14 protein-coding genes are annotated in these 15,954 nt (G+C 29.1%); 6 read left to right on the top strand and 8 right to left on the bottom strand.

All coding sequences use genetic code 11. The annotated features are described in order from the left end of the window. Positions 1-93 precede the first annotated feature (93 nt). The 5 genes from mazG to ruvX all read right to left on the bottom strand — a co-directional run bounded on the left by mazG (position 94) and on the right by ruvX (position 3,225). The gene (mazG, locus tag ABDX67_RS08980; protein ID WP_347174677.1) at positions 94-873 is read right to left on the bottom strand and encodes a nucleoside triphosphate pyrophosphohydrolase; all 780 of its coding nucleotides are present in this window, start codon (positions 871-873) and stop codon (positions 94-96) included. Positions 874-893: 20 nt separating this feature from the next. Beyond that, positions 894-1,556 carry a peptidoglycan-binding domain-containing protein gene (locus ABDX67_RS08975; protein WP_347174676.1) on the bottom strand — a complete coding sequence of 221 codons (663 nt, stop codon included), beginning with the start codon at positions 1,554-1,556 and terminating at the stop codon, positions 894-896. Positions 1,557-1,642: 86 nt separating this feature from the next. After that, positions 1,643-2,059 (bottom strand): DUF5606 family protein, encoded by a 417-nt coding sequence (locus ABDX67_RS08970; protein ID WP_347174675.1) that lies wholly within the window; start codon positions 2,057-2,059, stop codon positions 1,643-1,645. 34 nt (positions 2,060-2,093) lie between these two features. Then, a complete protein-coding gene (def, locus tag ABDX67_RS08965; protein ID WP_347174674.1) occupies positions 2,094-2,687 on the bottom strand; it encodes a peptide deformylase in 594 nt (197 codons plus the stop codon). 127 nt (positions 2,688-2,814) lie between these two features. Next, positions 2,815-3,225 carry a Holliday junction resolvase RuvX gene (gene ruvX / locus ABDX67_RS08960; RefSeq protein WP_347174673.1) on the bottom strand — a complete coding sequence of 137 codons (411 nt, stop codon included), beginning with the start codon at positions 3,223-3,225 and terminating at the stop codon, positions 2,815-2,817. A 119-nt stretch (positions 3,226-3,344) separates the two neighbouring features. On the opposite strand from ruvX, the gene ABDX67_RS08955 reads away from it, so the two are divergent. From ABDX67_RS08955 to ABDX67_RS08930, 6 genes are read left to right on the top strand one after another with little or no spacing between them, the layout of a single operon-like run. Then, positions 3,345-4,160, top strand: a complete 816-nt coding sequence (locus ABDX67_RS08955) for a 2,3,4,5-tetrahydropyridine-2,6-dicarboxylate N-succinyltransferase (RefSeq protein WP_347174672.1) — start codon at positions 3,345-3,347, stop codon at positions 4,158-4,160. Positions 4,161-4,164: 4 nt separating this feature from the next. Then, positions 4,165-5,925: a glycosyltransferase gene (locus ABDX67_RS08950; RefSeq protein WP_347174671.1), complete on the top strand. Its 1,761-nt coding sequence runs from the start codon at positions 4,165-4,167 to the stop codon at positions 5,923-5,925. 14 nt (positions 5,926-5,939) lie between these two features. Then, on the top strand, positions 5,940-6,590 hold the full coding sequence (locus tag ABDX67_RS08945) for a class I SAM-dependent methyltransferase (protein WP_347174670.1): 651 nt from the start codon (positions 5,940-5,942) through the stop codon (positions 6,588-6,590). An 11-nt stretch (positions 6,591-6,601) separates the two neighbouring features. Next, entirely contained in the window at positions 6,602-7,165 is a 564-nt protein-coding gene (locus ABDX67_RS08940; RefSeq protein ID WP_347174669.1) for an L-threonylcarbamoyladenylate synthase, read from the top strand. Between the two features lie 10 nt (positions 7,166-7,175). Next, entirely contained in the window at positions 7,176-9,020 is a 1,845-nt protein-coding gene (locus ABDX67_RS08935) for a DUF3413 domain-containing protein (RefSeq protein ID WP_347174668.1), read from the top strand. 6 nt (positions 9,021-9,026) lie between these two features. Continuing rightward, entirely contained in the window at positions 9,027-10,445 is a 1,419-nt protein-coding gene (locus tag ABDX67_RS08930) for a CCA tRNA nucleotidyltransferase (RefSeq protein WP_347174667.1), read from the top strand. A 6-nt stretch (positions 10,446-10,451) separates the two neighbouring features. On the opposite strand, the gene ABDX67_RS08925 is transcribed toward ABDX67_RS08930, so the two are convergent. From ABDX67_RS08925 to ABDX67_RS08915, 3 genes are read right to left on the bottom strand one after another with little or no spacing between them, the layout of a single operon-like run. After that, positions 10,452-12,413 (bottom strand): LTA synthase family protein, encoded by a 1,962-nt coding sequence (locus ABDX67_RS08925; protein ID WP_347174666.1) that lies wholly within the window; start codon positions 12,411-12,413, stop codon positions 10,452-10,454. 2 nt (positions 12,414-12,415) lie between these two features. Beyond that, entirely contained in the window at positions 12,416-14,245 is a 1,830-nt protein-coding gene (locus tag ABDX67_RS08920) for an ABC transporter ATP-binding protein (RefSeq protein ID WP_347174665.1), read from the bottom strand. Continuing rightward, positions 14,245-15,954, bottom strand: a complete 1,710-nt coding sequence (locus tag ABDX67_RS08915) for a phospho-sugar mutase (protein ID WP_347174664.1) — start codon at positions 15,952-15,954, stop codon at positions 14,245-14,247. The genes ABDX67_RS08920 and ABDX67_RS08915 overlap by 1 nt, the downstream gene beginning before the upstream one ends.

Here is a 15,954-nt window from a genome sequence, read left to right as displayed (position 1 = left end):
GTATTTAATTAAATAGTTTTAAGATTCCTGTCTACGCAGGAATGACAATATACAATACTATTTGAAAAAGTTCTTAGACTTTTCCCAATTAGATTATTTGAAAAACTCTTTCGAGTTTTCCCAATGAACATCCATTTCAACTAAAGACATATCAGAAAGTTCTTTGCCTTCTTTTTTAGCTGCTTTTTCTAAGAACTGAAATCGTTTAATGAATTTTTTGTTGGTTTTTTCTAACGCATTTTCTGGATTTACGCCAATAAAACGTGCGTAATTTATCATAGAAAATAATACGTCTCCAAATTCAGATTCGATGTTTTCTGTGTTGCTGTTTTTAACTTCTTTGTTCAACTCAGACAATTCTTCTTGAACCTTTTCCCAAACTTGTTGCGGTTTTTCCCAATCAAAACCAACGCCAGCAACTTTATCTTGAATTCGGTTTGCTTTTACAACCGCAGGTAAGCTTTTAGGAACGCCTTCTAAAACAGAAGTTTTTCCTTCTTTTAGTTTTAGTTTTTCCCAGTTTTGTTTTACTTCTTCTTCGTCTTTTACAACAACATCACCGTAAATATGCGGATGTCTATCAACTAATTTATCAGAAATTGCATTGGCAACATCACCAATATCAAATGCTTTTTTCTCGCTACCTATTTTTGCATAAAAAACGATGTGTAATAACACATCGCCTAATTCTTTTTTAATTTCTTCTAAATCGTTGTCTAAAATTGCATCAGCTAATTCGTAGGTTTCTTCAATTGTTAAATGTCGTAACGATTCTAAGGTTTGTTTATTATCCCAAGGACATTTTTCACGGAGTTCATCCATGATGTCTAATAATCTATTAAAAGCGTTTAATTGTTCTTCTCTAGAATTCAAGAATAATGTGTTAATTTTTATTAATTAGAATTGTTGGTAAACAGAGCGTCTATTGTTAAAATATCTAAAATTCCGTCTGGATATAAACCATTTCTTTCTTCGAAAACTTTGATGCCGCCTTTTGTAGCAATTTTGTAGATTCCATCAATTTCAACATCAATTCCATTTGCAACCAATTGCTTCTGAACTTCAAAAATTAAAGGGCCTTTTTGACCGTAATTTATTTTTTTAGTAGCATCAAATAAGCTTTTGATTTTATTAAGGCTTTGTTGAATTTTGTAATTGGTTAAACTTGTTCCAGTATTTTCTAAATAAATAATTTCTTCGTTTGATAATCCTTTTTCTTTTAAGGAGTTAGATTGCTCTAAAAAAGCTTCATAATATTTTACTTTGGCTAATTTTTCTGAATATTCTTTAACAGCAAATTTTGTTTCTTCGTCATCTTCTTCTGGACTTCTTACATCAATATCATTTGCGTTTTTTTGTGAAATTACAAAACTATTTAAACTTTCTATTTCGTTTAAATATCTGTAAATTAAATCTTTATTGTGATAATTGAAATCTAAAGCTACATCAGATTTATAATTAACTTCTGATGTGTTAAATCTTTTATATTCGTTGTATTTACCAAAACCAATGAATAATGCAATAATTACAAGCAACAAAATGATAATTTGTTTCATAATATTATTTTTTATTAAAAATTATTCTAAAACAAAAGTAAGTAAAACTTTACAATGAAGAAGTTAAAGGATTTTTTTACAAAAACTTAGGCTTCTTTTTCTTCAGTTGGTACTTCTATTTTTGAAAAATCAAATTCAGCCGCAATTAACATATTGTACCATTGTACAATTTTTTTGATGTTTGATGTGTATACACGTTCTTGATCAAAATCTGGTAAAATTTTAGAAAAAAATGAAGTTAATTTTGCTCCACTTTCTTTATGACTAATTGTTTCTTTTCCTTCTTCTTTTTCAAAAATTGATTTAAAAACAGTTAATAAAGGAACTTCTTCTTCGTACGTGAAAATGGCAATGTTTTCTAACAAACTCACATTTTGAGTAGAAAGAATCGGAAAACGTTTTTTGTCTGTCAAAGACTCAACTACAATTCCTGTTTTTGTTTGTGAAACTACTTGAAACAAACCTGGTTTGCCTGTAACTGCAATAATTTTATTAAACTCCATAAATTTTATTTTTTTGTGTCTACTAGAACAGACATTATTTTTTATTCTTTTTTAATTTCGGGAAACGCATTCTGTAATCAGCTGTTATTTTTCCTTTTGATATATTTTCTAATTTCTTTTTAATCAATCGTTTCTTTAATGATGATAATTTATCAGTAAATAAAATTCCTTCAATATGATCGTATTCGTGCTGAAAAACTCTAGCAGCTAAACCATTTAAAGTTTTACTGTGTTTTTTAAAGTCTTCATCTAAATATTCGATTTTAATTTCTTCTTGTCTAAACACATCTTCTCTAACATCAGGAATGCTTAAGCAACCTTCGTTAAAAGCCCATTCATCTCCAGTTTCTTCAATAATTTTTGGATTGATAAAAACATGTTTAAAATCTGCCAATATTTTTCTTTCTTCTTCCTCTAACTCTTCATCTTCTGCAAAAGGAGAAGTATCAACCATAAATAAACGAATTGCTTTTCCAACTTGCGGTGCAGCCAAACCAACACCACTTGCATTGTACATAGTTTCTTTCATGTTGGCAATTAAAGTGTTTAATTCTGGATACTCTTTTTCGATTTCTATTCCTACTTTTCTTAAAACAGGATCACCGTAAGCTACTATTGGTAATATCATTTATTGTAAAATTTGGTTGCAAAAATACGAATTAGAATTACGAATTACGAATTTTTGAATTATGAATTCTAATGATGTGTTGTTTTTTTATTGATAAGATTGCTTCGTTCCTCGCAATGACATAAATCTATTTGTTATATAAATAGGATTGTAAAATAATTGTGGCACTTATTTCGTCTATCAAACCTTTATTTTGACGTTGCTTTTTCTTCATTCCGCCATCTAACATTGTTTGAAAAGCCATTTTTGAGGTAAAACGTTCATCAACTCTTTGGATTGGAATTGTCGGAAATTGTTTCTTTAATTTTTCTAGAAACGCTACAATTAACACTTCGCTTTCGCTATTAGTATTGTCCATTTGTTTTGGCAATCCAACTAAAAAAAGTTCCACTTTTTCTTTTTTTGTGTAGTCTTTTAAAAAAGCAATTAAATCTTTAGTCTCAACAGTTGTTAAACCAGAAGCAATAATTTGCAATTCGTCTGTAACGGCAATTCCTGTTCTTACTTTACCAAAATCAATGGCTAAAATTCTACTCATTTAAAAATCTTTTTGCAAAAATAAGGATTTTAAACAGGATAAAAAGATCTGTTTAAATAATGTATCTTCGCTTAGATTTTTACAGATAAATTTATATTTGCAGAAATATACTTTACAGAATGGAGAACTTAAGAGAAACAATAGAAAAAGCTTGGAATAATAGAGCATTACTAAAAGAAGAAAACACAATTTTAGCAATCAGAAAAGTAATCGATTTATTAGATTCTGGAACGTTAAGGGTTGCAGAACCAACTTCTAATGGATGGCAAGTAAATGAATGGGTAAAAAAAGGTGTTGTTTTGTATTTTCCAATTCAGAAAATGGAAACTTTAGAAGCGGGTATTTTTGAATATCACGATAAGATTCCGTTAAAAAGAAATTACGCAGAAAAAGGAATTCGAGTGGTGCCAAATGCAGTTGCTCGTCATGGTGCATATATTTCTGCTGGAACTATTTTAATGCCAAGTTACGTAAATATTGGCGCATTTGTAGACGAAGGAACAATGGTTGATACTTGGGCAACAGTTGGTTCTTGCGCACAAATTGGTAAAAACGTACATTTATCTGGTGGTGTTGGAATTGGCGGAGTTTTAGAACCATTACAAGCATCGCCAGTAATTATAGAAGATGGCGCATTTATTGGTTCTCGTTGCATTGTTGTAGAAGGAGTTAAGGTAGAAAAAGAAGCAGTTTTAGGAGCTAATGTTGTGTTAACAATGAGCACTAAAATTATAGATGTTACTGGTGATAAACCAATTGAAATGAAAGGAGTTGTTCCTGCTCGTTCGGTTGTAATTCCAGGAAGTTATACCAAAAAATTTGCTGCGGGAGAATTCAATGTTCCTTGCGCATTAATCATCGGAAAAAGAAAAGAAAGTACAGATAAAAAAACATCATTAAATGACGCCTTGCGTGAATATGATGTAGCCGTTTAGTTTTATGACAAAAATTACAGCAATTATTCCAACTTTTAACGAAGAATCTAATATCCAAAAAGCCATAGATTCGGTTAGTTTTGCTGATGAAATTATTGTAATTGATTCTTTTAGCACGGATAAAACCGTTGCAGTTGTAGAAAAATCTAGCGCTATTTTAATCCAAAGAAAATTTGATGATTTTTCGAGTCAAAAGAATTTTGCTATAGAAAAAGCAAGCAACGATTGGATTTTTCTAATAGATGCAGATGAAACAGTACCTAAAAACTTAAAAGAAGAAATTTTACAAACTGTAAATTCTACCACAAGTTTTGATGCTTTTTATATTTACAGAAGCTTTTTCTTTAAAAATAAAAAAATAAATTTTAGTGGTTGGCGAAGAGATAAAGTAATTCGATTATTTCGTAAAAACTCGTGTAAATATGTCGGAAAAGTTCATGAAGAAATTTCAACAAATGGTAAAATAGGTTTCTTAAAAGGGAAACTAAATCACTATTCGTATAAGGAGTACAATCAATATAAAAATAAGCTCAAAAAATATGCAAAATTACAAGCATTAGAACTTTTAGAAAAAGGGCTGTTTGTAACACCTTTTTATTTATTTTTAAAACCTTTTGTTCGGTTTTTTATTCAGTTTGTAATTCAACTTGGCTTTCTAGATGGTTACCGAGGATTTGTAATTTCTTGGGCGCATGCATTTGGAGTTTGGAGAAGATATGTTGAGGTATTGAATTTAAAATATAAAACGGCTAAAGTTGTAAAAAATCCGATTGAAAACTTTGAAGTAAATCATGTAGAAAAGGAAGTTTCTATTATCATTGTAAATTATAAAAGTTGGAAACATTTAAAAGATTGTTTAAATGCACTTACGCATTTTAAACAAGAAAAATTCACTTTTGAAGTAGTTGTAGTTGATAACAATTCTAATGATGGAAAATTAAAAACGTTTTCTGAAAAATATTCGCAGTTTAAATTTATTGAAAACTTAGGAAATAATGGCTTTGCAAACGGATGTAATCTTGGAGCAATTGATTCTGTTGGAAAAAATATGTTATTTTTAAATCCTGATACCATTGCAAACGAAGATGCAATTTATGCAATGTTAAATAGTTTAAATGCTAATGAAGATTACGGAATTGTTTCTTGTAATCAATTAAATAACAGTGGCTCTTATGAAGCTACAGATAGAGTATTTCCTGGTCTGTTTACACTATTCGGAATAACAAGAGCAATTTATAGATTAGTTTCAAATGAAACAAAACAAGACGATGAAAAGATTTTTCCTGACTGGGTTTCTGGTTCGGTTGTTTTTATTTCTAGAAAATGGTTTCAAAAAATAAATGGTTGGAACGAAGATTATTGGATGTATTTTGAAGATGTAGATTTGTGTAAAAAAGTAAGAAATGCAAACGGAGAAGTTGTGTTGCTTAAAAATGTAAACATTATTCATAATCACGGCGGAGCATCTAGAATTAATATCAATACATCCAAAATTACCAAATCAGAAGTGTTAATTTCTAAACATGTTTATATTCATAATCACTTTAAAGGATTGACACGTTTTTTATTATTGCGATTGCTTATTTTTATAAGTTTGGTTTCTAAAACCATTGCAGCAATTATCGGAATATGTTTCTTTTTTATACCTAAACTAAAATTAAATCTATATTTGTTTATAGAATTGATAAAATATTATAGTCATTCACTAAAAAAAGGAACTTGGTTGAGTAAAAGATCAATGAATTTACCTTTTAAAAAAGAATAATAAACCAAAATTGTATGGATATTAAAGACGCAGAATATTATAAAAATGTAAGGCCAGAAATGTTAGGTTTTATTCCAAAATCTGCAAAAACTATTTTAGAAATTGGTTGTGGATCTGGTAATTTTTCTGCTCAATTGGTAAAAGATGGCGTAGAAACTTGGGGCGTAGAACCTTTTGAAGAATCAGCAAAAGAAGCAACTCAGAAATTAACAAAAGTACTTCTAGGAACTTTAGATGAAGTTTTAAATGATTTGCCAGATAATTATTTTGATGCTATTGTAATGAATGATGTGATTGAACATTTGTTAGAACCTTGGAATGATATTGTAAGTTTAAAAACAAAATTGAAAAAAGACGGAGTTTTAGTTACTTCAATTCCGAATGTTCGGTATTCTAAAAATCTTTTTAAACTGATTTTTAACAGAGATTGGAAATATACAGACGACTTAATTTTAGACAGAACGCATTATCGTTTTTTTACAAAGAAAAGTATTAAAAGAATGTATAAAGATTGTGGATATAATATTCTAACAATCAAAGGAATAAACACAACAAAATCCTTTTTATACTTTCCGTTTGCAGTGTTGTTTAATATTGTGCTATTAGGTTCTCAGTTTGATATGTTTTTTATGCAATACGCAACGGTAGCAAAGAAAAACGAATAAAATAAACGATTTTGAACTCAGAAGAAATTCAGCGTTTTGCACTAGCTTTAAAAGAAGGGAAAACACTTTTATATCCAACTGATACTGTTTGGGGAATTGGTTGTGATGCGACAAATTCTAAAGCAGTTTCAAAAATTTATAAAATAAAACAACGTGCAGAAAGTAAAAGCCTCATCATTTTGGTTGATTCTTTTACAATGCTTTCTGAATATGTAGAAAACATTACAGAAAAAGCAATTGAAGAACTAGAAAAAGCTACAAAACCAACAACCATTATTTATAACAATCCGAAGGGATTGGCGAAAAACTGTATAGCGTCAGACAACACCATTGCCATTAGAATTGTACAAAATGATTTTTGTAAAACCTTAATTAATGCATTCGGAAAACCAATTGTTTCTACTTCTGCAAATATTAGTGGAGAACCAACTCCAAAATCATTTTCAGAAATATCAGTAACTATTTTGGATAGCGTTGATTATATGGTAAATTTGCAACTTGAAGAATTTTCAAAATCACCATCAAGAATTTTAAAAATAAATGAAGATGGCACTATTATAACACTTCGAGAATAGCAGATACACAATGAATACGAGGAAAATTTTTAGAAAAGAGCTGTTTGTAGGTTTTTTATTAAACATGATTATTGTATTTTATATTGCCAAAACCTATATAAAATATTTAGAAAGTTCAGATTATTTTTTAGCTAATTTATTTAGTTTTTTATCTACAATTAGTCATTTTATTTTACTCTTTTTACCAACTCTTTTTATTAGTTATTTAATTTATTTTATAACCAAAAGTAAAAAAGTTTCAAGAATTTTCTTTCTGATTTTATCATTGTTTTCTTTACTGTTTCTTGGGTTAGATAGCATGGTTTTTAGTCAGTTTAGATATCATTTATCACCTTTTGTTTTTAATTTAGTTTTTGGTAAAAATGCTACAGATGTTTTTCAATTTTCTGGAACAACGATTTTTTTAGTAGTATTAAAGATTATCGGACTAATACTATTACAAATTCTTATTTTATTTATTGCAAAAAAAATTGTTGCAAAAAATTGGAATCTTAGAACAAAACTACTTTCCTGGATTTTTATCGTTACGCTTTTGTTTACACATTTAGTGTATGCTTGGGCTGACGCAAGTTATTACAGACCAATTACCCAAATTAGTCATGTTTATCCATTATTTCATCCGTTAACGGCAAAAAGGTTTTTAACAGATAATGGTTTTGTAGATCCAGAAAAAGCAAGAAAAAATAGAGATTTATATAAAATTAGTTATACAAATACTGTAAAATATCCTTTAGAAAAAATTATTTCTGAGAGACCAGAAAACCAAAAAAACATTCTGTTTTTAACTATAGACTCTTGGAGGTTTGATTGTATGGATAGTATTGTAACTCCAAATATTTATAAATTATCAAAAAAATCGCAACACTTTACAAATCATTTTAGCGGTTCTAACGGAACAGATGGCGGAATTTTTTCTATGTTTTATGGCATTTCTGGTTTGTATTGGGAACAATTTACACGAATAGAAAAATCGCCTGTATTTATCGATGAAATGTTACAACAAGATTATTCATTTAATATTTTAGCAAGCGCAACAATTCAGAACCCAACTTTTGATAAAAATGTATTTTCAGAAGTGCCAAATTTAAGATTGTCATCAAAATCAAAAACAGTAATTGGTAGAGATAGAGAAATTACAAATGAATTTTTAAACTCGGTAAATACATCGAGTAAAAAGCCTTTTTTTAGTTTTCTTTTTTATGATGCAGCACACGCATATGAATATCCAAAAGAGTATGATTTACCTTTTAAGCCTTCTTTAAAAGTTGTAAATTATTTAGATCTAGATGATGATTATGATCCAACTTTACTTTTTAATAGGTATAAAAATTCTATACATTTTATAGATGATCAAATAGGTAAAATTCTTGATAAACTAGAGCGTGAAAACTTGTTAGAGTCAACTATTATTGTTGTTACTGGAGATCACGGACAAGAACTGAATGACAATAAAAAAGGATATTGGCAACACGGTGGTAATTATTCTAAATATCAAATTCAAGTACCAATGTTATTATTTGATGCTTCTAAAGCCCCAAAAAAATACGATGAACTTTCTTTGCATTACGATATTGTACCAACATTAATGAATAATTATTTGGGTGTAAAATCTCCAATGAATACCTATAGTTTTGGTCAAGATTTATATAATTTACAACCAGTAGATTGGTTTGTAAGTGGTTATAATAATAATTACGCAATTATAGAAAAAGACAGAATTACCAAAGTATTTGCTACAGGTTTGTTTGATATTACCGATTTAGATTTAAACCCGATTAAAGATGCAGAATTACATTACGATGTGTTAAAAAACGCACTAACAGAAATTAATAAATTCTATATTAAAAAAGAATAAAAGTACATGCAACAGCAATTTTATAAAGACGCAATTTCTGCATCAATCTTTAATTATATTTCTAAAGCTTCAGAATTATTGGGAGTAAAAAGTTATGTAATTGGTGGTTTTGTACGTGATTATTTATTAGAAAGAGGAAATGCAAAAGATGTTGATGTTGTTGCTGTTGGAAGCGGAATTGAGTTAGCAGAAAAAGTTGCAGAATTATTACCAACAAAACCAAAAGTACAAGTTTTTAAAACTTACGGAACAGCAATGTTGCGTTATAAAGACATAGAAATTGAGTTTGTTGGTGCTAGAAAAGAATCCTATTCTGAAGAAAGTAGAAATCCAGAAGTAGAAGAAGGAACGTTACAAGACGATCAAAATAGAAGAGATTTTACAATCAATGCATTGGCACTAAGTTTAAATAAAAAAGATTTTGGTTTATTATTAGATCCGTTTAATGGCGTAAAAGATTTACAATCTAAAATTATTAGAACACCATTAGAACCAATTATTACGTATTCAGATGACCCTTTAAGAATGATGCGTGCTATAAGATTTGCAAGTCAATTACATTTTACAATTGAACCAAAATCTTTAGCTGCAATTTCTAAAAATGCAGAGCGATTAAAAATTATCACCAAAGAGCGTATTGTAGATGAACTGAACAAAATTATGCTTTCTACAAAACCTTCAGTTGGATTTTTATTATTAGAAGCAACGAAATTATTACCGTTGATTTTACCAGAATTGATTGCCTTAAAAGGTGTAGAAGAAGTAGAAGGACAAAAACATAAAGACAACTTTTATCACACTCTAGAAGTGGTTGATAATATTTCTGAAAACACCGACGATGTTTGGCTGCGTTGGGCTGCTTTGTTACACGATATAGGAAAAGCACCCACAAAAAAGTTTCATAAAAAAATAGGTTGGACATTTCATGCGCACGAATTTGTGGGTTCAAAAATGGTTTTTAAACTCTTTAAACGATTAAAAATGCCGTTGAATAACAAAATGAAATTTGTTCAGAAAATGGTATTATTAAGTTCGCGCCCAATTGTATTGGCTAGTGAAGTTACAGATTCTGCAGTTAGGCGTTTGATTTTTGATGCAGGGAATGATATTGAATCGTTAATGACTTTGTGTGAAGCTGATATCACCACTAAAAATTCAACAAAATTTAAAAAATACCACAAGAATTTTGAATTGGTTAGAACAAAAATAAAGGAAGTTGAAGAAAGAGATCATGTGCGAAATTTTCAACCACCAATTTCTGGGGAATTAATTATGAAAACCTTTAATTTAGAACCTTGCCGAGAAATAGGTCAATTAAAAGAAGCGATAAAAGAAGCTATTTTAGAAGGCGTAATTCCGAATGAATATGAAGCGTCGTATCAATTTATGCTAAAAAAAGGCAAAGAATTAGGGTTAAAAAAATAAGAGTATTTATTTAATACTGTCGCCTTTTATTGTGTAATACCATGCTAAAGACAGTAAGCTATCGTGTTTTTTTCTAATATTTTTTTCTAGCAGGTGTTCCGTATTATTTAAAATTTGCTTTTTTGCTCCATAGTTTTTATTGTATTCAAATAATTGAGATTTTGTTATTGTTTTGTTGTAACCGATACCAATTTTTTGAGTATAATTTTTACTTAAAAGTGAGTTTCCAAAACTATAATATGCTTGCTTTTTATTTGTGATTACATCAATAAGAGTAGGAGCTATATCAATATGACTTCCAGGATTCGTTCTAATACTGTTTGCCGGAATTCCTTTGCCGTAAAGGATAAATGGTACAGAAGAAGTCTCATAAAGCGTAGGTGCACCATTAATATAATTTCTTGAGAAGTGATCTCCAGTAAATGCAAATAGCGAGTTAGAGTATTTAGTTTCGGCTTTTTTTACAAATTCTCCTAAAATTTTATCAGAATACCAAAGATGCCCTAAAACATTAAAAGGCATTTTGTCTTTATCGTATATTTTCCTGTACTTTTCAGGTAAATCATTTAGTGTTTTGTACTGATAGCCTTTAGCATATACATCTTCTTCATATGGTGTATGATAACTCATAGTTAAAATTATATTCAAAGAGTTTTTTGTTGTATCAACCTTGTTTAAAACATTTTTAAAAAGATTTTCATCATTAATTCCCCAAATACCTTTTGGAGCGTTACTACTTGTGCCATCATATACATTATCTACGCCTTGTTTTTTTGAAAAATTCCCTAAATTTTGCCAAGAAGAATATACTGTAAAAAAGAAGTTTGTTTCGTACCCAAGTTCTTTAAATTGGGTAAAGATAGAACTAGGAAAACTTCTAAGAGCACCAATATTATTTATATTAACACCACAATAAGGAACTCCGGTTATAATTGCTGCTAAAGAGTTCATCGTAGTATTTGCAGCGGGTAAAAAATTAGTAAAACTCAATCCTTTACCTCTAATTTCTCTAAGATTATTGCTAATGTTTAAATCTTTATATTTTTCTTGTAAAGGCCAAGAATCATAACTTTCCATTACCACTAAGAATATTTGTTTAGGCTTTGTTGAAGTTGAAATAAACGTTGAATCCGTTTCTTTCTTTATTGCTTTTTGTATTAAAGTAAAATTATCTTTAACAGTTGTAGGCGTTTCTCCAAAAGGATTTTTATCATACGATTTATTTATTTCATTATAATCATTAACAGCATAATTTAATGCTCTAAACGGATTGATAATTGTTTTGTTTATAAAATCATCTGAGGTAACAGCAGAGTAAAAACGTCTTACAGGATTTTCTGTATAAGAACCTCTAATGCTTCCTATAAATAAAATAAAAGCAACACTGCCAATAATACTAATTTTACGCTTCAATTTTAAAGAGTTTATAAATAAAAAGATTCTTTTTTTATGCTCAAAAAAATGAAATGTTTTTAATAAAATAAAAATTAAAATGAGGATGATAAGTATATTACTTATTGGATGATAATCTGCAGCAATAGTTTGTAAAACTGCTTTTTTATCATCATACAACCCCATAAAAAGAAAGTGATTAAACTGATCTTGATACTCTTGATAATAATTAATAGTAATCACACAAATTAGTACAGATAAAATAGAAAAAAGATATTGAAATAATTTTCTGATAAAAAGTACTATTTTATAATTTCCTGTTGGGATTAAAATAAAACTAGCTAAAAAAGGAAGGAGTAAAAAGTAAGAAATTACAGTTATATCAAACCGAAATCCCATAAAAAAAGCATTTAAATATTCAGAAAAAGATAAATCTTTATTAATGTCTCCATTAAAAAAAACAATAAATGTTACTCTAAATAAAGTAAAGAAGACAACTCCAACAAACCAAAAAAAGCAAAGGTTGCTTATTTCTTTTATAAACAAAGACGATTTGTTTATTTTTTTAATAGTCATTTTTAATCCAAATTCTGCATGGTTACTAACTTAAAATAATCTCCTTCTACTTGCATTAAATCTTCGTGTTTTCCTTGCTCAATTATTTTTCCTTTTCTCAAAACTACAATTGTATCAGCTTTTTGAATTGTTGATAAGCGATGTGCAATTACTAGCGAAGTTCTGTTTTGCATCATTTTTTCTAAAGCAACCTGAACTAATTGTTCTGATTCTGTATCTAATGCAGAAGTTGCTTCGTCCAAAACCATAATTGGTGGATTTTTAAGCACAGCTCTTGCAATACTTAAACGTTGTTTTTGTCCGCCAGAAAGCATGTTTCCACTATCGCCAATATTGGTGTCGTAAGTGCTTGGCAAGTCTTTAATAAACTCATGCGCATTGGCAATTTCTGCAGCTTCCTTAATTTGATCTTCTGTTGCGTTTTCTAAACCAAGAGTTAAATTATTTGCAACAGTATCATTAAATAAAATAGAATCTTGCGTTACAATTCCCATTAAATTTCTTAATGATTTCTTTTTCAGGTCTTTAATGTTAATTCCATCAATAAAGATAGCACCTTCATTTACATCATAAAAACGTGTAATTAAATTTGCTAAAGTAGATTTTCCACTTCCAGATTGTCCAACTAAAGCAACTGTTTTTCCTTTCGGAATTGTCAATGAAAAGTTTTTAAGCACATACTCATCGTCATATTTAAAAGAGATATTATCAAAAACAATTTCACTATCAAAAGTACTTTTTGACAGCGCATTTTCTTCTTCAACAATTTCATTTTCTGCACTTAAAACTTCAACAATTCTTTCTGCAGAAGCATTTCCTTTTTGAATATTATAATACGCAGTTGTAATTGCTTTAACAGGATTTAAAACGGTGTAAAACAACATAATATACGTTAAAAACTCTTCAGGTTTTAAAGGACTATTATTTTCTAACACTAATTTTCCTCCGTACCATAAAATAGCAATTATGGTTGCAGAACCTAAAAACTCACTCATTGGTGAAGCTAGAGTTTGTCTATGTAAAACACTAGTCATTAATTCTTTAAATTTTTGTGTAGATTCTTTAAATTTTCTTCCAATAATGTTTTCTGCATTGAAACCTTTAATTACTCTTAAACCAGTTAATGTTTCTTCAATAAATGATAAAAAATTACCAGTTTCTTTTTGAGCTTTTAAAGAATTTGCCTTTAATTTTTTACTAATTGCAGAAATAATAAATCCAGAAACAGGTAAAAGAATAAAGATAAACAATGTTAGTTTTAAGCTAATCACAATCATCATTATAAGCGATATAACAACCGTTAATGGTTCTCTTACAATAGCTTCTAAAGAAGTAAGAAATGAGATTTCAATTTCTTGAACATCCGAAGTCATTCTTGCAATAATGTCTCCCTTTTTCTTTTTTGAAAAATATGCGATTGGTAGTTCAACAATTTTCTGATACAAACTATCTCTGATATCTTTAACCGTTCCGTTTCGTAAAAAAACCAACACATAAGATGCTAAATAGCGAAATAAATTTTTAAGAAAAAACAACGCAAAAGTTACCAAACAAATAAATAATAGTACTTGAATAACACCTTCGTTTTCTATCTTTTGAGAAATATAATAATAAAAACTTTCTTTTATATAAGAACCTGCAGAGCTAATTCCGTTATAAATAGGTTGCGAAGTAATTTTGTTTTCTTGCTTAAAAAGAATGTTTAAAACAGGAATAAAAGCCAATACAGAAAGTACATTAAAAATAGCATACAAAATGTTAAACAATACGTTTAAAAACACAAATTTTCTGTAAGGCCTAGCAAATTGTAATATTTGTTTAAAGTATTTCATTATAGATGTAACTCTTTTATAATACGTTGAATTTTAGCATCTAATTTTGATTCTGTTTCAACAGCATTTTCAATTGTATCTAATTTAGATTTTACGCTAAAGTAGAACTTTATTTTTGGTTCTGTTCCGCTTGGTCTTGCCGCAACTTTTGTTCCGTCTTCTGTATGATAAATAATTACGTTAGATTTTGGAACATCCATCACAATTTCTTCACCTGTAATTAGATTTTTTTTGATGGATGATTGATAATCACATAAAAATTCAACATTAGAACCATCAATTTGTGTTAGTGGATTTTTACGTAAATCAATCATCATTTGTTTGATTTGATTTGCGCCATCCATTCCTTTTTTAACAATAGAAATTAAATGTTCTTTGTAAAAATGGTTTTTGATGTATAATTCTAATAAGTCTTTATAAAAACTACCTCCGTTAGATTTTGCGTTTGCAGCAATCTCGCAAGCTAATAATGTTGATGTAACTGCATCTTTATCTCTCACAAAATCACCAACCATATAACCAAAACTTTCTTCTCCGCCACCAATAAACTCTTGATTAGGAAAATCTTTAATCATTTTGGCAATCCATTTAAAACCAGTTAAACCTACTTTGGTTTCAACTCCGTAAGAATCTGCAATTTCGTTAACTAAATTTGTAGATACAATTGTTGAGCCAACAAATTGATTACCATTTAATCTATCTTTTAATTCCCATTGATTGATAAGGAAATCGGTCATCATACTCATCGTTTGATTTCCGTTTAACAACTTCATATTTCCGTCTAAATCTCTAACTGCAATTCCTAATCTGTCAGAATCTGGATCGGTTCCAATTACAATATCTGCATCAATTTTGTTGGCTAAATCGATGGCCATTTTTAACGCTTCTGGTTCTTCTGGATTTGGTGATTTTACCGTTGGGAAATCTCCGTTTGGTTCTGCTTGTTCTTTTACAATATGAACATTTGTATAACCAGCACGTTTTAATGCTTCAGGAATTAATGTAATCGATGTTCCGTGTAAAGACGTAAAAACAATTTTTAATTCTGCTCTGTTTTCAACATTAAATGTTCCGTTTTTAACAGAAGCTTTCCAAAAAGCTTCATCAACTTCTGCACCAATTTTTGTAATTAAATTTTCGTTTGCTTTAAAGTTGATTTCAGAAAATTCTAATGAATTTACTTCATCAATAATTTTTTTATCGTGCGGAGGAACAATTTGTCCGCCATCATTCCAATATACTTTGTAACCGTTATATTCTGGCGGATTATGAGAAGCAGTTAACACAATTCCTGCATCACAATTTAAGTGATTTACAGCAAAAGATAATTCTGGCGTTGGACGTAAATCTTCAAATAAAAATACCTGAATGTTATTTGCAGAAAGTACATCTGCCACCAATTTAGAAAATTCTATACTGTTGTGTCTGCAATCAAATGCAATGGCTACTTTTAAATCTTTATTTGGGAAACATTGCTGTAAATAATTACTTAATCCTTGCGTTGCTTTTCCCAACGTATATTTGTTAATTCGGTTAGTTCCTGCGCCCATTATTCCACGCATTCCGCCAGTTCCGAATTCCATGTTTTTATAAAATCGATCTGCTAAATCATCAGAATTTGTATCGATTAATTGTTGAATTTCTGTTCTTGTTTCTGAGTCAAACGTGTCAGAAAGCCAACCTTTTGCTTGTTCTAAAATCTCTTTCAT

Origin of the sequence: Polaribacter uvawellassae (assembly GCF_039748955.1) — a bacterium.
Classification (GTDB): Bacteria; Bacteroidota; Bacteroidia; order Flavobacteriales; family Flavobacteriaceae; genus Polaribacter; species Polaribacter uvawellassae.
This window is presented reverse-complemented; position numbering and strand designations above follow the sequence as displayed.

What these genes read in the sequence shown, in the direction of transcription:
- ABDX67_RS08975 (WP_347174676.1), bottom strand. Translation starts at nt 1,556, where the DNA reads ATGAAACAAATTATCATTTTGTTGCTTGTAATTATTGCATTATTCATT.
- ABDX67_RS08970 (WP_347174675.1), bottom strand. Translation starts at nt 2,059, where the DNA reads ATGGAGTTTAATAAAATTATTGCAGTTACAGGCAAACCAGGTTTGTTT.
- def (WP_347174674.1), bottom strand. Translation starts at nt 2,687, where the DNA reads ATGATATTACCAATAGTAGCTTACGGTGATCCTGTTTTAAGAAAAGTA.
- ruvX (WP_347174673.1), bottom strand. Translation starts at nt 3,225, where the DNA reads ATGAGTAGAATTTTAGCCATTGATTTTGGTAAAGTAAGAACAGGAATT.
- ABDX67_RS08955 (WP_347174672.1), top strand. Translation starts at nt 3,345, where the DNA reads ATGGAGAACTTAAGAGAAACAATAGAAAAAGCTTGGAATAATAGAGCA.
- ABDX67_RS08950 (WP_347174671.1), top strand. Translation starts at nt 4,165, where the DNA reads ATGACAAAAATTACAGCAATTATTCCAACTTTTAACGAAGAATCTAAT.
- ABDX67_RS08945 (WP_347174670.1), top strand. Translation starts at nt 5,940, where the DNA reads ATGGATATTAAAGACGCAGAATATTATAAAAATGTAAGGCCAGAAATG.
- ABDX67_RS08935 (WP_347174668.1), top strand. Translation starts at nt 7,176, where the DNA reads ATGAATACGAGGAAAATTTTTAGAAAAGAGCTGTTTGTAGGTTTTTTA.
- ABDX67_RS08930 (WP_347174667.1), top strand. Translation starts at nt 9,027, where the DNA reads ATGCAACAGCAATTTTATAAAGACGCAATTTCTGCATCAATCTTTAAT.
- ABDX67_RS08925 (WP_347174666.1), bottom strand. Translation starts at nt 12,413, where the DNA reads ATGACTATTAAAAAAATAAACAAATCGTCTTTGTTTATAAAAGAAATA.
- ABDX67_RS08920 (WP_347174665.1), bottom strand. Translation starts at nt 14,245, where the DNA reads ATGAAATACTTTAAACAAATATTACAATTTGCTAGGCCTTACAGAAAA.
- ABDX67_RS08915 (WP_347174664.1), bottom strand. Translation starts at nt 15,954, where the DNA reads ATGAAAGAGATTTTAGAACAAGCAAAAGGTTGGCTTTCTGACACGTTT.